At 71.3% G+C, this 23,501-nt stretch carries 21 protein-coding genes; 6 read left to right on the top strand and 15 right to left on the bottom strand.

Annotated features, from left to right (window positions below):
• Positions 1-69: 69 nt before the first annotated feature.
• The 4 genes from OG736_RS26700 to OG736_RS26685 all read right to left on the bottom strand — a co-directional run bounded on the left by OG736_RS26700 (position 70) and on the right by OG736_RS26685 (position 4,630).
• Positions 70-1,194: a GuaB3 family IMP dehydrogenase-related protein gene (locus OG736_RS26700; protein WP_020132149.1), complete on the bottom strand. Its 1,125-nt coding sequence runs from the start codon at positions 1,192-1,194 to the stop codon at positions 70-72.
• A gap of 127 nt (positions 1,195-1,321) precedes the next feature.
• Positions 1,322-2,827, bottom strand: a complete 1,506-nt coding sequence (gene guaB, locus OG736_RS26695) for an IMP dehydrogenase (RefSeq protein ID WP_327184649.1) — start codon at positions 2,825-2,827, stop codon at positions 1,322-1,324.
• A 164-nt stretch (positions 2,828-2,991) separates the two neighbouring features.
• The gene (locus tag OG736_RS26690; protein WP_028807228.1) at positions 2,992-3,579 is read right to left on the bottom strand and encodes a sigma-70 family RNA polymerase sigma factor; all 588 of its coding nucleotides are present in this window, start codon (positions 3,577-3,579) and stop codon (positions 2,992-2,994) included.
• A gap of 439 nt (positions 3,580-4,018) precedes the next feature.
• Complete coding sequence (locus OG736_RS26685; protein ID WP_003948568.1) at positions 4,019-4,630, bottom strand: response regulator transcription factor; 612 nt, start codon at positions 4,628-4,630, stop codon at positions 4,019-4,021.
• A gap of 379 nt (positions 4,631-5,009) precedes the next feature.
• Between OG736_RS26685 and OG736_RS26680 the strand changes: the two genes are divergently transcribed.
• Positions 5,010-5,339, top strand: coding sequence for a WhiB family transcriptional regulator (locus OG736_RS26680; RefSeq protein WP_020132152.1), 330 nt, complete (start codon positions 5,010-5,012; stop codon positions 5,337-5,339).
• Positions 5,340-5,426: 87 nt separating this feature from the next.
• Here the strand turns inward: OG736_RS26680 and OG736_RS26675 are convergent, their stop codons facing one another.
• Positions 5,427-6,362, bottom strand: a complete 936-nt coding sequence (locus tag OG736_RS26675) for a LysR family transcriptional regulator (RefSeq protein WP_327184648.1) — start codon at positions 6,360-6,362, stop codon at positions 5,427-5,429.
• Positions 6,363-6,442: 80 nt separating this feature from the next.
• Between OG736_RS26675 and OG736_RS26670 the strand changes: the two genes are divergently transcribed.
• From OG736_RS26670 to OG736_RS26660, 3 genes are all read left to right on the top strand, one after another.
• Complete coding sequence (locus OG736_RS26670; protein WP_327184647.1) at positions 6,443-7,129, top strand: MOSC domain-containing protein; 687 nt, start codon at positions 6,443-6,445, stop codon at positions 7,127-7,129.
• 352 nt (positions 7,130-7,481) lie between these two features.
• Complete coding sequence (locus OG736_RS26665) at positions 7,482-8,255, top strand: SDR family NAD(P)-dependent oxidoreductase (protein WP_327184646.1); 774 nt, start codon at positions 7,482-7,484, stop codon at positions 8,253-8,255.
• 89 nt (positions 8,256-8,344) lie between these two features.
• The gene (locus tag OG736_RS26660) at positions 8,345-9,052 is read left to right on the top strand and encodes an ester cyclase (RefSeq protein ID WP_327184645.1); all 708 of its coding nucleotides are present in this window, start codon (positions 8,345-8,347) and stop codon (positions 9,050-9,052) included.
• 107 nt (positions 9,053-9,159) lie between these two features.
• Here OG736_RS26660 and groL read toward each other — a convergent pair whose 3' ends face one another.
• The 4 genes from groL to OG736_RS26640 form a co-directional block, all read right to left on the bottom strand.
• A complete protein-coding gene (gene groL, locus OG736_RS26655) occupies positions 9,160-10,785 on the bottom strand; it encodes a chaperonin GroEL (protein WP_020132157.1) in 1,626 nt (541 codons plus the stop codon).
• A 111-nt stretch (positions 10,786-10,896) separates the two neighbouring features.
• Positions 10,897-11,205, bottom strand: coding sequence for a co-chaperone GroES (groES, locus tag OG736_RS26650; protein ID WP_020132158.1), 309 nt, complete (start codon positions 11,203-11,205; stop codon positions 10,897-10,899).
• 332 nt (positions 11,206-11,537) lie between these two features.
• Positions 11,538-12,353 carry a polysaccharide deacetylase family protein gene (locus tag OG736_RS26645; protein ID WP_327184644.1) on the bottom strand — a complete coding sequence of 272 codons (816 nt, stop codon included), beginning with the start codon at positions 12,351-12,353 and terminating at the stop codon, positions 11,538-11,540.
• A complete protein-coding gene (locus OG736_RS26640; protein ID WP_327184643.1) occupies positions 12,350-13,339 on the bottom strand; it encodes a polysaccharide deacetylase family protein in 990 nt (329 codons plus the stop codon). The genes OG736_RS26645 and OG736_RS26640 overlap by 4 nt, the downstream gene beginning before the upstream one ends.
• Before the next feature lie 140 nt (positions 13,340-13,479).
• Between OG736_RS26640 and OG736_RS26635 the strand changes: the two genes are divergently transcribed.
• Positions 13,480-14,676, top strand: a complete 1,197-nt coding sequence (locus OG736_RS26635) for a class I SAM-dependent methyltransferase (RefSeq protein WP_327184642.1) — start codon at positions 13,480-13,482, stop codon at positions 14,674-14,676.
• Here the strand turns inward: OG736_RS26635 and OG736_RS26630 are convergent.
• The 4 genes from OG736_RS26630 to OG736_RS26615 form a co-directional block, all read right to left on the bottom strand.
• Positions 14,654-16,705: a cell wall-binding repeat-containing protein gene (locus tag OG736_RS26630; protein WP_327184641.1), complete on the bottom strand. Its 2,052-nt coding sequence runs from the start codon at positions 16,703-16,705 to the stop codon at positions 14,654-14,656. The genes OG736_RS26635 and OG736_RS26630 overlap by 23 nt on opposite strands.
• A gap of 227 nt (positions 16,706-16,932) precedes the next feature.
• The gene (locus OG736_RS26625; RefSeq protein WP_327187719.1) at positions 16,933-18,162 is read right to left on the bottom strand and encodes an RNA polymerase sigma factor; all 1,230 of its coding nucleotides are present in this window, start codon (positions 18,160-18,162) and stop codon (positions 16,933-16,935) included.
• Between the two features lie 177 nt (positions 18,163-18,339).
• Positions 18,340-18,696: a YciI family protein gene (locus tag OG736_RS26620; RefSeq protein ID WP_327184640.1), complete on the bottom strand. Its 357-nt coding sequence runs from the start codon at positions 18,694-18,696 to the stop codon at positions 18,340-18,342.
• Between the two features lie 42 nt (positions 18,697-18,738).
• Entirely contained in the window at positions 18,739-20,199 is a 1,461-nt protein-coding gene (locus OG736_RS26615; RefSeq protein WP_327187718.1) for an MFS transporter, read from the bottom strand.
• Positions 20,200-20,228: 29 nt separating this feature from the next.
• On the opposite strand from OG736_RS26615, the gene OG736_RS26610 reads away from it, so the two are divergent.
• Positions 20,229-20,891: a TetR/AcrR family transcriptional regulator gene (locus OG736_RS26610; RefSeq protein ID WP_327184639.1), complete on the top strand. Its 663-nt coding sequence runs from the start codon at positions 20,229-20,231 to the stop codon at positions 20,889-20,891.
• A 71-nt stretch (positions 20,892-20,962) separates the two neighbouring features.
• Here the strand turns inward: OG736_RS26610 and OG736_RS26605 are convergent, their stop codons facing one another.
• Positions 20,963-22,018, bottom strand: coding sequence for an LCP family protein (locus tag OG736_RS26605; protein ID WP_327184638.1), 1,056 nt, complete (start codon positions 22,016-22,018; stop codon positions 20,963-20,965).
• An 83-nt stretch (positions 22,019-22,101) separates the two neighbouring features.
• Complete coding sequence (locus OG736_RS26600; protein ID WP_327184637.1) at positions 22,102-23,457, bottom strand: glycoside hydrolase family 10 protein; 1,356 nt, start codon at positions 23,455-23,457, stop codon at positions 22,102-22,104.
• Positions 23,458-23,501: the final 44 nt, after the last annotated feature.

Below are 23,501 nucleotides of genomic sequence, written 5' to 3'. Positions count from 1 at the left end.
TGCGAAAGGGGCCGGCCACCTCACCCGAGTGAGTTGACCGGCCCCTGCCGACGTCCTACGGAAAAGCGCCTATCGCCGGTGCACCGAGTCCGCGACCGTCACCTCGACGCGCTGGAACTCCTTCAGCTCGCTGTAGCCGGTGGTGGCCATGGCGCGGCGCAGGGCGCCGAAGAGGTTCATCGAGCCGTCGGGCGTGTGCGAGGGGCCCGTGAGGACCTCCTCGATGGTGCCGACCGTGCCGAGGTCGACCTTCTGCCCGCGCGGCAGCTCCTCGTTGACCGCCTCCATGCCCCAGTGGTGGCCGCGGCCCGGCGCGTCGGTCGCGCGCGCGAGCGGCGAGCCCATCATCACCGAGTCGGCACCGCAGGCGATCGCCTTGGCCAGGTCGCCGGACCAGCCGACGCCGCCGTCCGCGATCACATGCACGTACCGGCCGCCGGACTCGTCCATGTAGTCGCGGCGGGCCGCCGCCACGTCCGCGACCGCCGTCGCCATCGGGACCTGGATGCCCAGCACGTTGCGCGTGGTGTGCGCCGCGCCGCCGCCGAAGCCGACCAGGACGCCCGCCGCGCCCGTGCGCATCAGGTGCAGGGCCGCCGTGTAGGTGGCGCAGCCGCCGACGATCACCGGCACGTCGAGCTCGTAGATGAACTGCTTCAGGTTCAGCGGCTCGTGCGAACCGGAGACGTGCTCCGCCGACACGGTCGTGCCGCGGATGACGAAGATGTCCACGCCCGCGTCCACGACGGCCTTGGAGAACTGGGCCGTGCGCTGCGGGGAGAGCGCGGCCGCGGTGACCACGCCCGAGTCGCGCACCTCCTTGATGCGCTGCCCGATCAGCTCCTCCTTGATGGGGGCCGCGTAGATCTCCTGGAGGCGGCGGGTCGCGGTCTCCGCGTCCAGCTCGACGATCTCGTCGAGCAGCGGCTGCGGGTCCTCGTGCCGGGTCCACAGGCCCTCGAGGTTGAGGACGCCGAGGCCGCCCAGCTCGCCGATGCGGATGGCGGTGGCCGGGGAGACGACCGAGTCCATGGGGGCGGCCAGGAAGGGCAGCTCGAACCGGTAGGCGTCGATCTGCCAGGCGATCGAGACCTCCTTCGGGTCCCGGGTACGGCGGCTGGGGACGACGGCGATGTCGTCGAAGGCGTACGCCCGGCGGCCGCGCTTGCCGCGCCCGATCTCGATCTCAGTCACGTGTGTGGCCTTTCCCTGATGCGTTGCAGCGTCTTCCAGTATCGCCGACGGGTACGACAAGGGCGGCCCCGGAGTCTCCGGGACCGCCCTCGGTACGCCTTACGAACGCTTCACGCGCGCGTGGGGGTCACTTGCGGCTGTAGTTCGGCGCCTCGACCGTCATCTGGATGTCGTGCGGGTGGCTCTCCTTCAGACCCGCGGACGTGATCCGGACGAAGCGGCCGTTGTCCTGGAGCTCGGGCACGGTCCGGCCGCCGACGTAGAACATCGACTGGCGCAGACCGCCGACCAGCTGGTGGACGACGGAGGACAGCGGGCCGCGGTAGGGCACCTGGCCCTCGATGCCCTCGGGGATCAGCTGCTCGTCGGAGGCGACGCCCTCCTGGAAGTAGCGGTCCTTGGAGAACGACTTGCGCTCGCCCCGGGTCTGCATGGCGCCCAGGGAGCCCATGCCGCGGTACGACTTGAACTGCTTGCCGTTGATGAACAGCAGCTCGCCCGGCGACTCCTCGCAGCCCGCGAGCAGCGAACCCAGCATCACCGTGTCGGCGCCCGCGACCAGGGCCTTGGCGATGTCGCCGGAGTACTGGAGGCCGCCGTCGCCGATGACCGGGACTCCGGCCTCCTTGGCTGCGAGCGCGGCCTCGTAGATGGCGGTGACCTGCGGGACGCCGATGCCGGCGACCACTCGGGTCGTGCAGATGGAGCCCGGACCGACGCCGACCTTGATGGCGTCGGCGCCCGCGTCCACCAGGGACTTGGCGCCGTCGCGGGTGGCGATGTTGCCGCCGATGACGTCCACCCGCGTGTGGTTCGACTTGATCTTGGCGATCATGTCGCCGACGAGCCGCGAGTGGCCGTGGGCGGTGTCCACGACGATGAAGTCGACACCGCGCTCGATCAGGGCCTGGGCCCGCTCGAAGGAGTCACCGGCGACGCCGACGGCCGCGCCGACGAGCAGACGGCCCTCGGCGTCCTTCGCGGCGTGCGGGTACTTCTCCGCCTTGACGAAGTCCTTGACCGTGATGAGGCCCTTGAGGAGGCCCTCGTCGTCGACCAGCGGCAGCTTCTCGATCTTGTGCTTGCGCAGCAGCTCCATGGCCTCGACACCGGAGATGCCGACCTTGCCGGTGACCAGCGGCATCGGCGTCATGACCTCGTGCACGCGGCGCGTGCGGTCGGTCTCGAAGGCGATGTCGCGGTTGGTGACGATGCCGAGCAGCCGCTTGTTGCCGTCGGTGACCGGGACGCCGCTGATGCGGAACTTGCCGCACAGCGCATCGGCCTCGGCGAGCGTGGCCTCCGGGTGGATGGTGATCGGGTCGGTCACCATGCCGGACTCGGAGCGCTTCACGAGGTCGACCTGGTTGGCCTGGTCCTCGATGGAGAGATTGCGGTGCAGAACACCGACGCCGCCCTGGCGGGCCATCGCGATCGCCATGCGCGATTCGGTGACCTTGTCCATGGCGGCGGACAGCAGCGGGATGTTCACCCGCACGTTCTTGGAGACGTACGAGGCGGTGTCGATCTCGTCGGGAGCCATGTCCGACGGGCCCGGCAGCAGCAGCACGTCGTCGTAGGTGAGCCCGAGGGTCGCGAATTTTCCGGGCACTCCGTCGACGTTGGCAGTCATGACACCTTCCCCAAATGGCCTTGATCGGTGCGGATGTCCATGCTAACGGGAAGCGCACCTCCCGAATTCCACGGTGGAGTGTGACTCCGGGCTTCGTATGTTCGTACGGAAACGGTCGGCGCCCCGTTCATCGACGCCTGTTCCGAAGGGGCTGCTACGGACCGCTACTGCTCGGCGAGCGCCCGCAGTCTGCTCAGTGCCCGGTGCTGGGCCACGCGGACCGCCCCGGGTGACATTCCCAACATCTGGCCGGTCTCCTCGGCGGTGAGGCCCACCGCGATGCGCAGCAGGAGCAGCTCCCGCTGGTTCTCCGGCAGGTTGGCCATGAGCTTCTTGGCCCACTCGGCATCGCTGCTGAGCAGGGCGCGCTCCTCGGGGCCGAGTGAGTCGTCCGGCCGCTCGGGCATCTCGTCGGAGGGGACCGCCGTCGAGCCCGGGTGACGCATCGCGGCGCGCTGGAGGTCGGCGACCTTGTGCGCGGCGATGGCGAAGACGAAGGCCTCGAAGGGCCTGCCGGTGTCCCGGTAGCGGGGCAGCGCGAGGAGAACCGCGACACAGACCTCCTGGGCGAGGTCCTCCACGAAGTGGCGCGCGTCGCCGGGCAGCCGGGACAGCCGGGTGCGGCAGTAGCGCAGCGCCAAGGGGTGGACATGGGCCAGCAGGTCGTGGGTGGCCTGCTCGTCACCGTCCACGGCGCGATGGACGAGCGACCCGATCGTCCCCACGGCAGTGACCGCCTCGTCATCGCGCATCGGTCCATGGTGCACTGCGGCCGGACCGGCCGCGGCACCGTGCCCGTCGTTGTGCACCGAAGCGTTATGAGCAGGTGCGCCGGAACTCATCCCCTGCGCCCTCCCCTCCCGCTCGACCGACTCGTCCCCGAGGAACTCCACACCTCAAGGATGCGGCATCCGCGGCGAAACGAGCAGCGGGCACCCGGCGAGAGCCTGTGCCGCCCCCGTCCGCCGTGCGGTGGGAGGGGTCCTCGTCCGACCTCCGCACCGCGTCTGAGCAGGGAGGTTCACCCATGACCCCGCTCTCCTCACTGAATGACGGATGTCACCCGAACCCGGTCGGATCTGCCGGACGGCCGGGGGCCGCCCCGCCTCGAACCGGTCCGGCCCCGTCCCCCTCCGGACAGGTCCGGACCCGCACGGGCGGGCGGCGGGGACGGGAAGGCGGGGACGCGGCCTAACGGACCAGTCCCCACCGGAAGCCGAGCGCCACCGCGTGCGCGCGGTCCGAGGCGCCGAGCTTCTTGAAGAGCCGGCGGGCGTGCGTCTTGACGGTGTCCTCGGAGAGGAACAGTTCACGGCCGATCTCCGCGTTGGAGCGGCCGTGGCTCATTCCCTCGAGGACCTGGATCTCACGCGCGGTGAGTGTGGGCGCGGCGCCCATCTCGGCCGAGCGCAGTCGGCGCGGGGCGAGCCGCCAGGTCGGGTCGGCGAGCGCCTGCGTGACGGTCGCCCGCAGTTCCGCGCGCGAGGCGTCCTTGTGCAGATAGCCGCGGGCGCCGGCGGCCACCGCGAGGGCGACGCCGTCGAGGTCCTCCGCGACGGTCAGCATGATGATGCGTGCTCCGGGGTCGGCTGACAGAAGCCGCCGCACGGTCTCGACGCCGCCCAGGCCGGGCATGCGTACGTCCATCAGAATCAGGTCCGAGCGGTCGGCACCCCAGCGGCGGAGGACTTCCTCGCCGTTGGCCGCCGTCGTCACGCGCTCGACGCCGGGCACGGTCGCGACCGCGCGGCGGAGCGCCTCTCGGGCAAGCGGGGAGTCGTCGCAGACGAGGACGGAAGTCATGGCCGCCCTCCGCAGCTGATGCGCGTCACCTTGTGCCTCCAGGCTGTTACGAATCGTCACCTGTGCGGTCGACCGTCTCGGACGCCTGCCCGAGCGTTTGTGTTTTCAACCGCCACCGCACTCTCAACGACGGTCACTCGAAAGAGTTACGGGGCTGCATGCATTCTTCGGCACTCTACGTGAGGGGGCGGATACAGAGGAGGCAACCACACGGACCCTCAAGCTTTCATCACAAGCGATGCCCCATTCGGCCCCATTTCTTCCCTTTTACTGGTGTCTGAGGCTAGATTCGCAATGAGTCATATTTTCATCTCCTTAGATCGTAGTTGTACGGTCGTGGGCACCGTATCCGCTCTGAACGGCTACAAGGGGTCACGCAATGGCAGATTTCTCCCGCCTTCCCGGACCGAACGCGGACCTGTGGGACTGGCAGCTTCTGGCCGCCTGCCGCGGGGTGGACAGTTCGCTCTTCTTCCATCCGGAGGGTGAGCGCGGGGCGGCTCGGAGCGCTCGAGAGAACTCGGCCAAGGAGGTCTGCATGAGGTGCCCGGTCCGCGCGCAGTGTGCGGCGCACGCGCTGGCGGTACGCGAGCCGTACGGCGTGTGGGGCGGGTTGACCGAGGACGAGCGCGAGGAGCTGATGGGCCGGGCGCGCAATCGCCTGGTGTCGGCGTCGTCGGGCGCGAGAGACGCTTCCTCGAACACATGAAGGAACGTTTCTTCAAAGCGCTGTGAAGCGGCGGGTTCTCAAAACGGCGGGCACACACGTGTGTGCCCGCCGTTTTTTCGGCTGTTGTCAGCCGAGGCGCGCCGCCGCCCGCCCCAACTGCTCCAGCGTGGCCGACACCGCCGGCACCTGGGCCAGGTCGGGCAGGGTGAGCGCGACGATCTCCCGCCGCACCGCCGGTTCCAGGGTCACCGCGCGGGCGCCACGGGGCCGGACGGACTCGATCGCGAGCTGGGGCAGCACGGCGACGCCGAGGCCGGCGCCCACCAGGCCGACCACCGCCGGATAGTCGTCGGTCGCGAAGTCGATGCGGGGCGTGAAGCCGGCGCTCTCGCACACCTGCACCAACTGGCCGCGGCAGCGTGGACAGCCCGCGATCCACGGCTCGGCGGCGAGGTCGCCGATGGCGACGGACCCCGAGGGCCCCGTGCGCGCCAGGCGGTGCCGTTCGGGGACGAGGGCGACCAGCCGGTCCGTCAGCAGCGGCCGTACGACCAGGTCGTCCCATTCCCCCTCACCGGCCTGCTCGGCGTCACCGGTGCCCGTCACCCGTTCGTAGCGGAAGGCGAGAGCGATGTCGCAGTCGCCCTCGCGGAGCAGCTCGACCGACTTCGGCGGTTCGGCCTCCTCCAGGGAGACCCGGGTGCCGGGGTGGGCCGCGCGCAGGGCGGCGAGGGCGGTGGGGACGAGGGTGGAGCTGCCGCTGGGGAAGGACACCAGACGGACCCGGCCGGCGCGCAGTCCCGCGATGGCGGCGACCTCCTCCTCCGCGGCGGTCAGTCCGGACAGGATGCCGGCCGCGTGCCGGACGAGGGCCTCGCCCGCCTGGGTCAGGCGCATCTCCCGTCCGCTGCGGATCAGCAGAGGAGTGCCGACGGACGCCTCCAGCGCCTTCATCTGCTGGCTGACGGCCGGCTGGGTGCAGCCCAGTTCTCGCCCGGCCGCCGAGAAGGAGCCGGTTGCGGCCACGGCACGCAGGACGCGGAGATGACGGGCCTCGATCATGCGCCGAGCATAAGCGAGCCTTGGACAGCCGCGCGAATAATGCGTCGACACTTTGACCTCCGGGCTCGTACCGTGCCGCCATGAGGCTTCTGTCTGTCAATCTGGGCCGCCCGAAGGCCGTGCCCTACACCGACCAGCCGCAGGGCCTGACCGGGATCGACAAGCGACCGGTCGAGGGACCCGTGCGGGTCGCGGCGCCCGGCCCCAAAGGGGTCGGGGCGAGCGGACTGGCCGGGGACAGCGTGTGCCACCTGCGCCACCACGGCGGCGACGACCAGGCGGTGTACGCCGTCGCCCGCGAGGACCTCGACGACTGGGAGCGCGAGCTGGGGCGCACGCTGGCCAACGGCGCGTTCGGCGAGAACCTCACCACCACGGGTCTCGACGTCTCCGGCGCGCGGATCGGCGAGCGCTGGCGGATCGGCCCCGAGGTGGTGCTGGAGGTGACGTCCGGGCGGATACCGTGCAACACCTTCCAGGGCCACGTGGGCGAGAAGCGATGGGTGCGGCGGTTCACCGAGAAGGCGGCCACGGGCGCGTATCTGCGGGTCGTCGTGCCGGGTGAGATCCGCGCCGGGGATCCGGTGCGGATCGTCCACCTGCCGGATCACGAGGTGACGGCCAGGATGCAGTTCCAGGCCGCCACCACGCACCGGGAGCTGCTGCCCCGGCTGCTCGCGGCGGGCGAGGCGCTGCACTCGGAGTCACTGGCGGCGGCCAGGGAGTACGTGGCGAAGTACGGGAACGGGGACAGGCCCGGGGACTAGTCCGGGACCGGGGACTGGTCCGAGTCCGGGGGCTGGACCGGGTCCGGGAGCTGGACCGGGTCCGGGGGCTGGACCGGGTCCGGGACCGGGGGCTGGTTCGGGTCCGGGGGGACGGCTGCGGCAGGGATCAGCAGTTCCGCCACTCGTCCATCGGACAGGTCCGGGAACGGATCCGGGGCGGGTTCGGGGACAAGTCCGGTGGCGGTTGCGGGTGCTGAGTCGGCATCAGCCGAGCCGGTTTCGCGGGACGCGGCGCGGCGCGGCGTGCGCGGGCGTGCGCACGGAGTCTTCACCTTCGGGAGGCCGCGTGCAGAGAACGGACGCCCGTACTCCGGGTCACTAATCTTCTGCCATGACAACGGCTCTTATTACGGGTTCGACCGCGGGCATCGGTGCCGCGTTCGCGCGCAGACTGGCGGCGGACGGGCATGATCTCGTCCTCGTGGCACGGGACATCAAGCGGCTGCGCGAGCAGGCGACCGAGTTGCACGACCGGCACGGCATCGAGGCGGAGGTGCTGACGGCCGACCTCGCCACGGACGGGGGCATCGAGGCGGTGGCCGCCCGGCTCGGTGACCGCAAGCACCCCGTCGACCTGCTGATCAACAACGCCGGCTTCGGCAACAAGGGCCGCTATCTCGACGTGTCCATGGCCGACGAGCTGAAGATGCTCAAGGTGCACTGCGAGGCGGTGCTGCGGCTGACGTCCGCGGCGACGGCGGCGATGCGCGAGCGCGGGCGCGGGGGTGTCGTCAACGTGGCCTCGGTGGCTGCGTTCGTGCCGCGCGGGACGTACGGGGCGTCCAAGGCCTGGGTCGTGCAGTTCACCCAGGGCGCGGCGAAGGACCTGGCGGGCAGCGGGGTGCGGCTGATGGCGCTGTGCCCGGGGTTCGTGCGCACGGAGTTCCATGAGCGGGCAGGGATGGGCACGGACAACATCCCGGGCTGGATGTGGCTGGACGCGGACAAGCTGGTCGCGGCGGCGCTGCACGACCTGGCGCGCGGGAAGTCGCTGTCGATCCCCGACCCGCGCTACAAGGCTCTGATGGGCCTGGTGAAGGTGACGCCCCGCTCGCTGCTGGGCGGGATCAGTTCGAGGACGGGCCGGAAGTACGGGCCGCAGTAGCGGGCCGGGCGGTGGGCGGGTGGCGTCGGCGCTCCGGTGGGAAAATGGGCGTGACAGGGACCGGACCCAGGGGGGCCGGAGGCGGCGTCATGACGTTCGTACAGCTCATCGACTGCAAGACCAGCCGGTTCGACGAGATGGACCGGCTGATGGACACCTGGGTCGAACAGACCAGGGGCAAGCGGACCGCGTCGCACGCGGTGGTCGGCAAGGACCGCGCGGACGCCTCGCACTTCATCGAGATCGTGGAGTTCCCTTCGTACGAGGAGGCGATGCGGAACTCGAACCTTCCGGAGACCGACAAGGTCTTCCGGGAGCTGGTGGCCCTGTGCGACGAGATGCCGACCTTCACGGATCTCGATGTCGTACGGGACGAGCAGTTGTACGCCGGGACGGCACGGCGGTTCTTCGAGGCGATCGGCACGCGGGGCGAACTGCCGCCGCTCGACGGTCTGCTGGCCGAGGAGTATCACGACCACGATCCCGCCAACGAGCAGGACACCATGGGGATGGACGCGATGCGCCGGGAGGTCGAGATGTGGCGGGGCGGGTTCGACTTCGCCTTCTCCCTCGACGACCAGATCGAGCAGGGGGACCGCGTGTGCAACCGGTGGACCTGGAGCGGCACCCACAAGGGTGACTTCATGGGAATCCCGGCGACCGGGAAGCAGGTCGGCATGACCGGGACGACCGTCTTCCGGTGCCGGGAGGACGGGAAGATCGTCGAGGCCTGGTGGCAGTACGACCGGCTGGGGCTGATGGAGCAGCTGGGGGCGCTGGACGCGCTGGAGCGGTAGGCGACGCAGAGGCCCGGCACCCCTTGTTCGTGGGGTGCCGGGCCTCTGCCGTGCCTGCGACCTGGGTCAGTACCTGTCGACCCGGGCCGGTGTACCGACGCGCTGCGTCAGTGGGAGTGACCGTGGGAGTGGCCCGCGGCGGCCGGCTCTTCCTCTTCCTTCTTCTCGACGACCAGGGTCTCGGTCGTCAGGAGGAGGGAGGCGATGGAGGCGGCGTTCTCCAGGGCGGAGCGGGTGACCTTGACCGGGTCGATGACGCCGGCCTTGACCAGGTCGCCGTACTCGCCGGTCGCGGCGTTGAAGCCCTGGCCCTTGTCGAGCTCGGCGACCTTGGAGGTGATGACGTAGCCCTCGAGGCCCGCGTTCTCGGCGATCCAGCGCAGCGGCTCGACGACGGCGCGGCGGACGACGGCGACACCGGTCGCCTCGTCGCCGGTCTTGCCGAGGCCGCCCTCGAGCACCTTCGCGGCGTGGACGAGCGCGGAGCCACCGCCGGAGACGATGCCCTCCTCGACCGCGGCGCGGGTCGCGGAGATGGCGTCCTCGAGACGGTGCTTCTTCTCCTTCAGCTCCACCTCGGTGGCGGCGCCGACCTTGATCACGCACACGCCGCCGGCCAGCTTCGCGAGGCGCTCCTGGAGCTTCTCGCGGTCCCAGTCGGAGTCGGTGTTCTCGATCTCGGCCTTGATCTGGCCGACCCGGCCCTGGACCTCGGCGGAGTCGCCGGCACCGTCGACGACCGTGGTGTCGTCCTTGGTGACGGTGACGCGGCGGGCGGAGCCGAGCACGTCGACGCCGACCTGGTCGAGCTTGAGGCCGACCTCTTCGGAGATGACGGTGGCGCCGGTGAGGACCGCGAGGTCCTGCAGCATCGCCTTGCGACGGTCACCGAAGCCGGGGGCCTTCACGGCGACCGCGTTGAAGGTGCCGCGGATCTTGTTCACGACCAGGGTCGACAGGGCCTCGCCCTCGAGGTCCTCGGCGATGATCAGCAGCGGGCGGGAGGAGTTGGTCTGGATGACCTTCTCCAGCAGCGGCAGCAGGTCGGCGATGGAGGAGATCTTGCCCTGGTTGATGAGGATGTAGGGGTCCTCGAGGACGGCCTCCATGCGCTCCTGGTCCGTCACGAAGTACGGCGACAGGTAGCCCTTGTCGAAGGCCATGCCCTCGGTGAAGTCCAGCTCCAGACCGAAGGTGTTGGACTCCTCGACGGTGATGACACCGTCCTTGCCGACCTTGTCCATCGCCTCGGCGATGAGCTCGCCGACCTGCTGGTCCTGGGCGGACAGCGCGGCGACGGCGGCGATGTCGGACTTCTCGTCGATCGGGCGGGCGGTGGCCAGCAGATCGTCGGAGATGGCCTTGACGGCGGCGTCGATGCCCTTCTTCAGGGCGGCCGGGGAGGCACCCGCGGCAACGTTCTTCAGACCCTCGCGTACCAGCGCCTGGGCGAGCACGGTGGCGGTGGTCGTACCGTCACCCGCGATGTCGTTGGTCTTGGTCGCCACCTCCTTCACCAGCTGGGCACCGAGGTTCTCGTACGGGTCGTCGAGCTCGACCTCGCGGGCGATCGTGACACCGTCGTTGGTGATGGTGGGGGCGCCGAACTTCTTGTCGATGACGACGTTGCGGCCCTTGGGGCCGATCGTCACCTTGACCGTGTCGGCAAGCTTGTTGACGCCGCGCTCGAGGGCGCGACGGGCGTCCTCGTCGAACTTCAGGATCTTCGCCATGGGAGCGGTTCAGCCCTCTCGGAAAACGTGGGAGAAACGAACTGCGCCCCCAGCACCCGGCTTCACAAAGTCGCGGGGCCAGGAGCGCAGTTCACTGCAAAACTGGGTGAATTACTTCTCGATGATCGCGAGCACGTCGCGAGCCGAGAGGACGAGGTACTCCTCGCCGTTGTACTTCACCTCGGTGCCGCCGTACTTGCTGTACAGGACTACGTCGCCGACCTTGACGTCGAGCGGCAGGCGCTCGCCGTTCTCGAAGCGACCCGGGCCCACCGCGAGGACAGCGCCCTCCTGGGGCTTCTCCTTCGCGGTGTCCGGGATGACCAGGCCAGAGGCGGTGGTCTGCTCGGCGTCGAGCGGCTGGACCACAATGCGGTCCTCGAGCGGCTTGATGGCAACCTTGGAGCTGGTGGTCGTCACGATCCGACCTCCCCCTTCGGAGATCTCACGGGGCTAACTGTCTGAGGTGGCGACCAGGTGGATCCGTCGTCGCGGGTGCCGGACCTGCCCGTCGCGTGTTGGCACTCTCCAGGGGGGAGTGCCAGAACTGAGACTATGACCGCGATTAGCACTCGGTCAAGCGGAGTGCCAATGCCTGCGGCGCGTCGGCCGGATTTCAGCCTGGGTGAGTGGCCCTTTTGCCGTTGTGCGCCCGCGTGAGTCCCGTACCGGGGGCTGCCGCCCCCGGGCCCCCGCTTCGGCCCCGAAGGGGCCTCGTCCTCAATCGCCGGACGGGCTGAAACGCACGCGTCCTACAGATAGTCCTCCAGCCTGGCCACCGTCAGGCCCTGCTCCTGTACCCGCCTCAGCAGGCGTGTCGTCCGTTCCCTCAGCCCCGGGCCCGTCGACTCGTCCGGGGCCACGGCGATGATGTCGCCGGGGTGGAGGCGGTGGGGGCCGTGCGTGTAGGTGAGGTCGGTGGGGCCCATCGAGGCACGCCACAGGACGATGGCCGCGATGCCGCAGTCGGCGGCGGCGCGTCGGGTGGTCGTGTCGTAGGTGCCGTAGGGCGGACGGAAGAACCGGGGGCGCAGGCCGAAGCGGGCGCGGAGCTTGTCCTGCTGGCCGCAGATCTCGGCGCGCTGGCCGGCGTAGGGCAGGCCGCGCAGGGCCGGGTGGTCCAGGGTGTGGTTCTGGATGTTCGCGCCGACGGACCGCAGGCGCGCGAAGTGGGCGTAGCCCGGGCCCACCACGCTGTCCGTGAGGAACATGCTCACCGGAAGACGCAGCTCGCGGACCATGTCGACGAAACGGGGGTCGCGCTCGGCGCCGTCGTCGTAGGTGAGGAAGACGACCCTGTCGGTGGTCGGGACGTGGTCGACGACCGGCGGGAAGGCCGCTCCCGGGCTGCCCGCCAGGGAGCGGGCGGGGTGGCGCGGCGCGGGGGCCAGCGGGGCCGTCAGACCCCAGTGGCGGTACGCGTCCTGTCCGGCCGGGCCGTGCGGGCGGACCCGGGCGGCGGCCTTCTTGCCGAGCCGTTCGATCGGGTCGACGGACTGGGCGCAGCCCGCCAGGGTCGCCAGTGTCGTCAGGATCAGCAGTACGGCCGGCAGCCCCCGCGTCCTCACAGGTAGTCCTCCAGCCGCGCCACCGCGTACCCCTTCGCCGTGACCTTGTTCAGGAACCGGCGGACCATGTCGGGCATCGTGCCCTTCCAGTCGCCGCGGCCGCGGAAGTGGCTCAGGACGATGTCGCCGGGGTGGAGGTCCTGGTCCCACTCGCGGTACTCCCAGTGGTCGACGAAGACCTCCTCGGCCCAGAGCGGGGCGTAGCGCACGCCGCAGGTCTTCGCGGCGCGCAGGGTGTCCTGGTCGTAGTTGCCGAAAGGCGGCCGGAAGAGGGTGGGGCGCTTGCCGTAGCGCTTCTCGATCACGTCCTGCATGCCGCAGATCTCGCGCTTCTGGCGGGCGTAGGAGAGGGCGGGCAGGTAGGGGTGGCGCAGGGTGTGGTTGTTCAGTCCCACGCCCCGGTCCTGCATCTTCTTGAAGTAGTCGTAGTCGTCCTTGACCAGGTAGTCGCTGAGGAAGGCGGTGTACGGGATCTTCAGCTCGCTCATCATGCGCAGGAACGCCGGGTCCTTCTCGGCGCCGTCGTCGATGGTGAGGAAGACGATCCGGTCCCTGGTCGGGATCGTGGTGAAGACCGGCGGGAGGCCGAGTGCCTCGTGATCGTCGACCTCGAAGCCCTTGCGGGTGGTGATCTCCGGCCTGTTCGCGGGCGGCGCCGGGGGTGTCAACGGGACCTGCTTCAGGCCCCAGCGCTTCGCCGCGGCGACCCGGGCCCGGTGTGCGGCGCGGAGCCTGGAGGCGTACGAGTGCAGGGCGCGGGCGGGGGGCGCCGCGGGGGGAGGCCCTGCTTTCCGGGGCTGCTGGCCCGGCGCGGGGCGGGCCGCGCGGCCGGCGTCCTCGCCGCCTCCCGCGCAGCCCGAGGCGATGGTGGCCAGGGCGAGGACGGTGATCAGGCTCCGGACGCCCGCGCGTCGGCGGACCGGCCCGCGCCGACGCGATACCCGAGAACAGTCGCGCTTGTCATCATTTTGTACGACAGGTCCCATGGCGCCGGATCCTCGCAGCCGCCGCCCGGCAACCCCGCCCGACACCTCCGCCGAAGACACACCATCCACCGACTGGCCCAAAGGGACCCGCAGCGGCGGGCGGTGACCGGTGCCGCGGACCGCTGGTCGACAATGAGGTGGTGAACGACCTCGCTCCCCTCCTCACCACCGAGGGCCGTGCCCTCCTCGACCTGGTGCGTGGCACCGCTCCCGCCGACGAACTCGCCGTCGCCACCCGGCTGCGCCGCGAGCACCCGGCCGGCCTGGTGTCCGCGGCGCTCGGCCAGGCCCGGCTGCGCCGGCGAGCGGCGGCGAAGTTCGGGGCGTCGGACGCGGAGCGGATGTTCTTCACGCCGAACGGGGTGGAGCAGTCGACGCGGGCGAGTGTCGCCGGATACCGGGCCGAGCGGATGAAGGCACAGGGCGTGACGTCGGTCGCCGACCTGTGCTGCGGGATCGGCGGCGACGCGATCGCGCTCGCCCGGGCCGGGATCCGGGTGCTGGCCGTGGACCGGGACCCGGTCACGGCGGAGGTGGCGCGCGCGAACGCCGACGCGCTGGGGCTGAGCGCGCTGATCGAGGTGCGGGAGGCGGACGTCACCGAGGTGGACACCGGTGGCTACGACGCCGTCTTCGTCGATCCGGCGCGCCGAGGAGGCCGCGGGCGCATCTTCGATCCCGAGGCGTACTCGCCTCCCCTGTCGTGGGCGGTCGGCGCCGCCCTCGCCGCCCCGCGCGCCGCCCTGAAGATCGCGCCCGGCGTGCCGCACGAGGCGATCCCGGCCGAGGCCGAGGCCGAGTGGATCTCGGACGGCGGGGACGTGAAGGAGGCGGTGCTGTGGTTCGGCACCGAGCCAGGGGCCGTGCGGGCCACTCTGCTCCCGGGGCCGCGGACCCTGCTCGGCGCCGGGCTGCCCGACCCGGACGTCCGGCCGGTCGGGCGGTATCTGTACGAGCCCGACGGCGCCGTCATCCGGGCCCATCTGGTCGCCGACGTGGCCCGGGAGCTCGACGGCGGGCTGATCGACGAGACCATCGCCTACGTCACCGCCGACGCCCTGCGTCCGACCCCGTACGCCACCGCCTACGAGATCACCGACCGACTGCCCTTCAACGTGAAGAAGTTGAAGGCGCTGCTGCGGGAGCGGGGGGTCGGGATCCTGACCGTGAAGAAGCGGGGGTCGGCGGTGGAGCCGGAGGAACTGCGCAGGAAGGTGCTCCCCAAGGGTCAGGGGCCGCACTCGGCGACCGTGTTCCTGACGCGGGTGGCGGGAGCGCCGACGATGCTCGTCGGGGCCCCCGCCGGGTCGGCCGTTACTGCCGGTGGAGCGTCTTGAGCGGTGCCAGGTTCGGCTGGGCGCCGACCGCGCCGGGACGCTGCGCGGTGGTGTCCGAGGCGTCGCCGTCGGTGCGCGCGGCGAAGGCGCTCGCCGACGTGCTCGGCGGGATGACGCCGTTGAAGTACGGGGTGTACGTGACGTAGGCGCTGCCCGGGCCCATCGTCGCGCCGACGGTGTTCAGCGCGGCCGGGGAGATCGAGCTGTTGATGCCGAAGGCCGCCGTGAAGTTGACGCTGGCCGTCTCACGCTGGAAGTAGCTGGTGAGCTCGGCCGACGGGGCGGCGGCGCTGGTGGTCCACAGGAGCGGTCCGAAGACGTTCATCGCCGAGGCCGCCGACACGCCGTCGCGCCAGGAGCCGGAGTAGGCGAGGGCGGTCTGGCTCGGCGCGGACCACCAGAACAGGGCGATGGCCACCGAGATCGACGGGTCCGTGGTGCCCGAGATCGGGTAGTACGAGTACGTCGACGGCCAGCGCGAGAAGCTCGAGTGCGTCAGCGCGTACTTCGCCGCCGCCCCGACCGTGATGATCATGGTCTTGTCGGGGTTCAGGCTGTTCAGGTACGACTGCACCGACGCGGTCAGCTTGTTGCCGTTGGTGAGCACGACACCGCCCGCGCTGGCGGCGCCGTCCGAGCCGGCCGCGGCCGCCGCCGAGAGGGCAGCGCGGTACTCGGTGCCGCCGGCCAGGAAGACGTACTTGGGGGCGGAGGTGATCGTCCTGGTCACCATCACCGAGGTCGCGTAGCGGTCCGCGCCGGTCAGCCGCACGGGGACGTAGCCGAGCGCCTTCACCTGGTTGAGGACCGTGTTGTCCAGGACGGACGTGCTGCCGACCAGGTACACGGGCTTGCCGGGCTTCAGCATCCGCTTCAGCTCGTTCTTCGTCGTCGAGGACAGCCCGGTCTTCTGCGTCATCAGCACCGGGCCCTCCTTCCGGCCGGCCAGGGCGGGCGCGGTGACGGCGTACGCCGGGTCGTCCTGGTTGACCAGCACCGCGGACTTGGCGTCCATCAGGCCGGGCTCGCTCCCGCCGACGGTGTTCCAGGTCCAGCGGGAGGAGGCGGTGGCGGTGAGGTAGGGGTTGGCGCCCCAGATCCGCGCGGTGCCGTTCTTGCGCAGCGGCTGCCAGCTGGGGTTCCCGACGTGGTTGCTCTGCGTCGCGCCGGTGACCGCGGTCAGCTCGCCGGTCGTCGTGTCGACGTACTCGACGGTGTGCACGTCGTCGCTGTTCGGCGAGGTGTGGGCGTCGAAGAGGATCCGCTTGCCGGTGGGCGACCAGGAGGGGGCGGCGTACCGGCGCGGGCCGGCGGTGAGCTGCTTGACGTCGGTGCCGTCGGCGTTCGCCGTGAAGATCTGCGGGTTGCCGTCGGTGTCCTTGCGGACGAACGCCAGCTTGGTGCCGTCCGGCGACCAGGCGGGCTGCTCGGCGTCGGCCAGGGCGAGCTTGACCGTGTTCGCGGCGCCGTCGTAGACGTACACGCCGGCACCGGCGTTGCAGCTGCCGGCGCGGCGCTCGAACGCGACCAGGCCCTTGACGTTCACGCTCGGCTCGGAGTCACAGACGGTGGCCGGTTCCAGGTTCGCCGGCAGCAGCGGGCCGGGCGCCCACGAGGCGTCGGAGGGGCCGTAGGCGAGCTGGCCGCCGCTGGCGAAGACGACGTAGCGGCCGCCGTTCCAGAAGGTCAGGTCCTCGTACGGGGCGCTGGAGCGCAGGCCCTGCGCCCACGGCAGAGTGATCTTCTTGGTGCCGTTGGGCAGCACGCTGGAGATCTGGCCGGACACGCTGACCACGCGGCTTCCGTCCGGTGCCCAGGTGGCGTAGCTGCCCACGTTGGGGATGGTGCTGGTCTGGCCGGTGGCGGGGTCGATGAGCAACCCGCCGTCGTTGAGGATCTTGCCCTCGGTGCCCGGCCAGGGTCCGGCGTCGTCGGCGACGGCGCCGGGTACGGCGGCCAGGGTGCCCGCGGCGGCGAGCGCCGCCACGGTGGCGAGCGCCGCGGCACGGCGGCGCGTGAACAGTCTCAAGTTGTCGACCCCCGGGGATCACATGATGTCGTCGGAGCCGCGCGTGGGCCGGGTCGGGTCGGCGTCGTCCCCCGTCGCCGTTTCCCCTCGGCCGCACAGTCGTTTCACAGCGGCCGGATCACTCTAGGTCGCCCCCGCCACAAAGGGAACGCATTTGCGGCCGACACACGTTCGAAATTGCCGGGGCTTTAGGTGCGGGCTGCGGAGGTGCGAGCTGCGAGGTGCCCTCAGTTCGGTCGGCACTCGTCGGCCCGCGCCCGCAGCAGCTCGCGTTCCCGCTCGTTGCCCGTCAGCTCCGCGGCCCGCTCGAACTCGGCCCTCGCCTCCGCCGTCCGGTCCAGCCGCAGCAGCAGGTCGCCCCGGACGCTGGGGAGGAGGTGGTAGCCGCGCAGGGTCGGTTCGGCGACGAGACGGTCGACGATCTCCAGCGCGGGCCCCGGGCCGTCCGCCATCGACACGGCGACCGCGCGGTTGAGTTCGACGACCGGGGACGGGGTGCGGGCGGCCAGCAGCGCGTACAGGGTGGCGATGGCCGTCCAGTCGGTGTCCTCGTAGGTGTGGGCGTGCGCGTGGCAGGCGGCCACGGCCGCCTGGAGGGCGTACGGGCCGGGAGCGCCGGTGGCCACGGCGCCGGCCCGGTCCAGGGCGGCGATGCCACGGGCGACGAGCATGCGGTTCCAGCGGCGCCGGTCCTGGTCCTTGAGGAGGACCGGCCTGCCGTCGGGGGCGGTGCGGGCGGCCGTGCGGGACGCCTGGAACTCCAGCAGCGAGGCCAGACCGTGGACCTCGGGCTCCTTCGGCATCAGGGCCGCGAGCTGCCGGGCCAGCCGCAGCGCGTCCTCGCACAGCGCTGGGCGCAGCCAGTCGTCGCCCGCGGTGGCCGCGTACCCCTCGTTGAAGATGAGGTAGATGACGTCGAGGACCGAACCGAGCCGGGCCTCGCGGTCGGGTCCGTACGGCACCTCGAAGGCGATGTTCCTGGTGGCCAGGGTCTTCTTGGCGCGGACGATGCGCTGGGCGACGGTCGGTTCGGGGACCAGGAAGGCGCGGGCGATCTCGGGTGTGCTCAGGCCGCCGAGCAGGCGCAGGGTGAGGGCGATGCGGGCCTCGGCGGAGAGCACCGGGTGGCAGGCGGTGAAGACGAGCCGGAGCAGGTCGTCGTCGATGGCGTCCGGGTCGGCGGGCTCCTCCGGCGGGGCCGCCAGGTCCAGGCTGCGGCCGATCTCCTGGAGCTTGCGGGCGTAGTTCTCCCGGCGCCGGACCAGGTCGACGGCGCGGTGCCGGGCGGTTGCCGTGAGCCAGGCGCCGGGGTTGTCCGGCACCCCGTCGCGCGGCCACTGCTCCAGGGCGGCGACCAGGGCGTCCTGAGCCAGCTCCTCCGCGATGCCGACGTCCCGCACGACACGGGCGACGGCGGCGATGACGCGGGGCGACTCGAGGCGGAAGACGGTCTCGATGGCGGCACGGGGGTCCGGCGGTCGCGGGGCACGCGGATCCGGGGCGCCGCGGGGGTCCGGGGCGGTGCGGGGGTCCGGGGCGGCACGCGGATCCGGGGCGGTGCGGGGGTCCGAGGCGGGCTGTTGTTCCACAGCCCACCATCGAACACCCCGGCGGTCGTTCAGGCCAAGGAAGGCTCAGCCTTCCGCGATCTCCCGCACCTCACAGGTCACCGTCCAGTGCTCCTCGTGCACCTTCAGGAACCGCTTCGTCCACTCGACGGCCTCGGCCATGTCCTTGCACTGCATGAGCGCGTAGCCGCCGACGACCTCCTTGGACTCGGTGAAGGGTCCGTCGGTGAGGGAGATCTTCCCGCCCTCCCAGTGCGCGCGGACGCCCTGCGCGGACGGTGTGAGCCCGGCGGTGTCGAGCATGACGCCGGCCTTGGTGACCTCCTCGATCAGCTCGCCCATCCGCTGCATCAGCTCGGGACTGGGGCCCTCGGCGGGGGCGGTGGCCTCGTCGATCTTCACGAGCGACAGGTAGCGGGGCATGGTGACTCCTCGGATGCGGTGAGCCGGGTCCTTCCCGGCCTCTCATCCCTTCGTCGAACGGGGGACCACCGGATCGACACCCTCGCCGGACTTTTCCGGGGAATCTTTTCCGGCCGGCGTTTCCGCAGCTCGCGCCCCCTTCCGCGCCCGCTTCCCGGCTCCCTTCCCGTACGTCAGCCCGGCCGCCACCGCGCCCACCGCGAGCAGCGCGGCCGCCACCCAGTAGGCGGCGGAGTACCCGTCGACCAGCCCCTGCCGGCCGCCCGCGCCGTCCTGCCCCGCCGCGACCGTCACCAGCACGCCCAGCCCCACGGCCCCGCCCACCTGACGCGAGCTGTTGAGCAGTCCCGAGGCCATGCCGGTCTCCTCAGGGGCGACCCCCTCGGTGGCGGCCGTGCCCAGCGGGACGAAGCACATGCCGATCCCCACGCTCGCGACCGTCTGCGGCAGCAGCACGGAGACGAGGAAGCCGCCGTCCACCGCCACGGTGGCCGCGAACAGCGCGATGCCGACGGCGCCGATCAGGCCGCCGCCCAGCAGCAGCCGTCCGGAGCCGAGCCGGCCGATCGTGCGGGTCGCGATCACCGTGCCGGCCACGACGCCCGCGCAGAACGGCAGGAACGCGCTTCCGGCGGCCGTCGGTCCGTAGCCGAGCACCTGCTGGAGGTAGAGGGAGGTGAAGTAGAACGCGGCGAACTGGCCCGCCGACATCAGCAGGGCGAAGACGTTCGCCGCGAGCACCGGACCGTTGCCCAGCAGCCCGAGCCGCAGCAACGGCTGCCGCACCCGTGTCTCGGCCACGGCGAACGCGGCCAGCAGGACGACCGCCGCGGCCAGCAGCCCCGCCGACTGCCAGGCCGTCCAGCCGTAGGTCTCCGTGCGCACCAGACCGAGCACCAGCAGCGCGGTCCCGGCGGTGACGAGGAAGGCACCGACGACGTCGAGGCGGGCGCGCGAGCCCCCGCCGGTGTCGGCCGGTACGGCGGACCGGGCCAGGAGCAGCGCCGCCGCCACCACGGGCACGTTGACCAGCATGACCGAGCGCCAGCCCGCCCAGTCGGTGAGCAGGCCGCCGGCCAGCACGCCCACCGCCCCGCCCACGGCGCCGGCCGCGCCCCACAGCCCCAGGGCGCGTGCGCGGGCCGCCCCCGCCGGGTGGTTGACGGTGATCAGGACGAGCGCGACCGGCGCGAGCGCGGCCGCTCCGACGCCCTGCACGGCCCGGGCGGCGATCAGCTGCCCCGGCGTCTGGGCGAGCCCGCCGGCCAGGCTCGCGACGCCGAACACGACGAAGCCGGCCCTCAGGATCCGGCGCCGGCCGACGACGTCGGCGAGCCGGCCGCCGAGCATGAGCAGCCCGCCGAAGGTCAGGGCGTAGGCGTTGACGACCCAGGCCAGTGACTCGGCGCCGAAGCCGAGGCCGCGGCCGATGCCGGGCAGGGCGACGTTGACGACGGACACGTCCAGGGAGACCAGGAACTGCACGGTGAGCAGCACCGGCAGTAACCAGCGAGGGGTGTGCGACGGGGAGGGTGACTGAGGAGAAGCGTGCGGTGGGCCGGCCCCCGCGCATCGAGAAGCGGCAGATCGTGGACGTGGCCCGGCGGATCATCCAGGAGGAGGGGGTCGGCGCGCTCTCCATGCGCCGGGTCGCCAAGGAGGTCGGCGCGACCCCGATGGCGCTCTACCACCATGTGCGCGACAAGGACGAGCTGCTGATGCTCACGCTGTCGGGCATGGCGGAGACGTTCGCGCGGCCGGCGCTGCCCGAGCATCCGCGCGACCGTGTCCTCGCCACCGCGGTCCACATGCACGCGATCCTGAGCGAGGTGGACTGGGTCGTCGACGTACTGAGCCTCGGCGATCTGACCGACAAGGGCGCGCTGTGGATGCCCGAGGAGATCATCGACTCGGCCATCGCCTGCGGACTGTCCCCCGAGGCGGCGATCCACGCCTACCGCACGATCTGGTACGTCGTCCACGGCGCCCTGGTCTTCCGGCGCGCTGACGCCCGCCGCGCCGCCGACCCCGCCCGCAAGCCGTTCTTCCCCGCCCTCGTCACCCCGGACGACGCCGGTGAACTCCCCCGGCTGTCCGCGCTGGCGGACCGGTGGGAGGAGGTGACGGCCGACTACGACGTGGCCGCGCAGCTGGCGGCGGTGGTGGACGGTCTGCTGGGGCGTACCCGCGCCTAGGGCGTGTCTGACCTAGGGCGTGACGCCGCGCGCCCGGTGGGAATGGTCGGACGCGCCCTGGCGGGGCCGGTTCACCTCAGCGACGCCCACAGCTCGCTCGCCGCCGGTTCCTGTGCCACCACCCGGTTGGGGTCGGAGGGGGCCGCCACCACGGGCATGGTCACCGTCTTGAGGTGGGCGGCCGAGAGGCCCTGCAGGCTCTGGCCGAGCTCCATCAGCGCGGCGAGGGAGTCGAGGCCGGTGTCCGTCGTGAGGCTGCCGGTGACCGCGTCGGCGACCGAGTACAGCTCGGTGGGGCTGGTCAGCAGGTCGGTCGAGGCGATCTGCTCCAGCAGGGCCTTCACCAGCGTCTGCTGGAGGCCGATGCGGCCGAGGTCGCTGCCGTCGCCTATGCCGTGCCGGGTGCGGGCCAGGGCGAGCGCCCGGGTGCCGTCCAGATGATGGGTGCCGGCCGCGAGATGCAGATGGCTGTCGTCGTCGTCGATGTCCTCGTCGGTGGTGACGGTGACCCCGCCGAGCGCGTCCACGAGCTTCGCGAAGCCGGAGAAGTCGACCTCGATGTAGTGGTCCATGCGGATGTCGGTGATCGACTCGACCGTCTTGACGGCGCAGACGGGACCGCCGACCGAGTAGGCGGTGTTGAACATCGCCCCGTACGCCACCGCCGTCGAGCCGCCGTCGGACAGCGGGCAGGAGGGGCGGGTGACGAGGGTGTCGCGCGGGATGCTGACGACGGTGGCCGTCGTCCGGCCCGCGTCGATGTGCACGACCATCGCGGTGTCGGAACGGGCGCCCGAGCTGTCGCCGCCGCCGAGCGCCTGGTTCTCCTCGCCGCTGCGCGAGTCCGAGCCCAGCACCAGGATGTTCACGGCCTCGGTGGGCAGCGGGGAGGCGGACGCCGAGCCGGAGGGGGACGGGGCCGTGACCGCCTTCGCGGGGCGGTTGTCGCCGAGCGCGTTGTCGATGTCGACGCTCTTGATGTTGTCGTTGAGGTGCCAGTAGGCCCAGCCCGCCGTCCCGATGCCCACCACCAGGGCGGCGGCCAGGGTGAGACCGGCGGCCTTCAGCACTCTCGACCGCCGGCCGGCCTGTCTGCCCCCGTCGCCCTGCTCCTCGTGTCGCGTCACACACAGGAACGTAAGTCCGAATTATGAGCGAACTGTTAGGACAGCCGCCCCACGGCGAACTTCTTGTGAAAATCTCACGATCCTCAGCCCAGCGTCACCGTCGGTACCGGATTGCTGCCGCTCCAGCTCGCGTTGAACCCGAAGCTCACCGAACCCCCGTCCGGGACAGACCCGTTGTACGAGGCGTTCACGCATGTCACGGCCGCCCCCGACTGGGTGCAGCCGGCGTTCCAGGCCTGGGTGATCTGCTGGCCCGCGCCGTACGTCCAGGTCACCTTCCACGAGGAGAGCGCAGCGCCCGAGCAGGAGATCGTCACGTTCCCGGTGAACCCGGTGTTCCACTGACTGCCGACGCCGTACGCCGCCGTGCACGCGCCGGTCGGCGGAGGTGTCGTCGTGCCGCCCAGCGCCTCCGCGATGCCGTAGTACGCCGGTTTCGGCGCGTAGTTCGCGTCGTACGGCGTCGCCGCCCCCTGCCCCGGGAAGGTGCTCTCCACCCAGGAGTCGGAGTCGGTGAAGCCCCACACGGTGAGGTTCACGCAGCGCGCCACCGCCACACAGGCCGCGGTGACCGCCTTGTAGTCGGCCTTCTGCTGGGCCAGCTTGGCGCTGTCGGACGGGAGCGTCATCCGGATGTCCAGCTCGGTGATGGCCACGTCGACGCCGAGGTCGGCGAAGCGCTGGATGTTCTGCTGGAACGTGGACGGGACCTGACCGAGGATGAGATGGGCCTGCAGGCCGACCCCGTCGATCGGGACTCCCCGCTCCTTCAGTGACTTGACCAGGTTGTAGAGGGCGGTGCTCTTCGCGTTGACGCCCTCGACGTTGTAGTCGTTGATGTACAGCTCGGCGGCGGGGTCGGCGGCCCGCGCCCAGGTCAGCGCGTTGGCGATGTAGTCCGTGCCGAGGCCGTTGTACCAGAGGGTGGAGCGGTAGGTGCCGTCCTCGTTGAAGGGCTCGTTGACGACGTCCCAGGCGGCGATCTTCCCCTGGTAGCGGCCGACCTCGGTGTTGATGTGGTTCTGCAGCAGGGTGCTCAACTGGGCGGACGTCCAGGTGCCGTTGGTGAGCCAGTTGGGGTTCTGGCTGTGCCAGACCAGGGTGTGGCCGCGCACCTGCTGGTTGTGGGCCTGCGCGAAGGCCACGATCTGGTCGGCCTCCGCCCAGTTGAAGGAGCCCTGGGTCGGCTCCACCGAGCCCCACTTCATGGCGTTGCCGGGGGTCAGCGAGCCGAACTGCGCCCCGGCGATGTCGCCGTAGGTCCCGGTGAGCTTGGAGCCGGTGACCGCCGTGCCGACGACCTTGCCCTTGGCCGCCCCGAGGTCGCGCAGCGGGGTGTCGGCGGCGTGCGCCACTCCGCTGAGGAGGGCGCCGACGGTGGCCGCCCCGGCGAGCAGGGCGGCGAGACGTGCACGTATCGACGAACTGGAGGATCTCATTGCGGGTGCCTCCGAAAGTTTCGGTCGTGCAACCGATTGACTTC

It is taken from the genome of Streptomyces sp. NBC_01334, from assembly GCF_035983595.1.
Classification (GTDB): domain Bacteria; phylum Actinomycetota; class Actinomycetes; order Streptomycetales; family Streptomycetaceae; genus Streptomyces; species Streptomyces coriariae.
Note: the sequence above shows the minus strand (reverse complement) of the source record. Positions and strands in the feature narration are given on the sequence as shown.

Excerpts from the sequence above, each read along its gene's own strand:
- OG736_RS26670 (WP_327184647.1), top strand. The coding sequence starts at position 6,443 with ATGAGGCTTCTGTCTGTCAATCTGGGCCGCCCGAAGGCCGTGCCCTAC.
- OG736_RS26620 (WP_327184640.1), bottom strand. The coding sequence starts at position 18,696 with ATGCCCCGCTACCTGTCGCTCGTGAAGATCGACGAGGCCACCGCCCCC.
- OG736_RS26640 (WP_327184643.1), bottom strand. The coding sequence starts at position 13,339 with ATGGGACCTGTCGTACAAAATGATGACAAGCGCGACTGTTCTCGGGTA.
- OG736_RS26600 (WP_327184637.1), bottom strand. The coding sequence starts at position 23,457 with ATGAGATCCTCCAGTTCGTCGATACGTGCACGTCTCGCCGCCCTGCTC.
- OG736_RS26690 (WP_028807228.1), bottom strand. The coding sequence starts at position 3,579 with ATGCGCGATGACGAGGCGGTCACTGCCGTGGGGACGATCGGGTCGCTC.
- OG736_RS26660 (WP_327184645.1), top strand. The coding sequence starts at position 8,345 with ATGACGTTCGTACAGCTCATCGACTGCAAGACCAGCCGGTTCGACGAG.
- OG736_RS26675 (WP_327184648.1), bottom strand. The coding sequence starts at position 6,362 with ATGATCGAGGCCCGTCATCTCCGCGTCCTGCGTGCCGTGGCCGCAACC.
- guaB (WP_327184649.1), bottom strand. The coding sequence starts at position 2,827 with ATGACTGCCAACGTCGACGGAGTGCCCGGAAAATTCGCGACCCTCGGG.
- OG736_RS26680 (WP_020132152.1), top strand. The coding sequence starts at position 5,010 with ATGGCAGATTTCTCCCGCCTTCCCGGACCGAACGCGGACCTGTGGGAC.
- groL (WP_020132157.1), bottom strand. The coding sequence starts at position 10,785 with ATGGCGAAGATCCTGAAGTTCGACGAGGACGCCCGTCGCGCCCTCGAG.
- OG736_RS26685 (WP_003948568.1), bottom strand. The coding sequence starts at position 4,630 with ATGACTTCCGTCCTCGTCTGCGACGACTCCCCGCTTGCCCGAGAGGCG.
- OG736_RS26665 (WP_327184646.1), top strand. The coding sequence starts at position 7,482 with ATGACAACGGCTCTTATTACGGGTTCGACCGCGGGCATCGGTGCCGCG.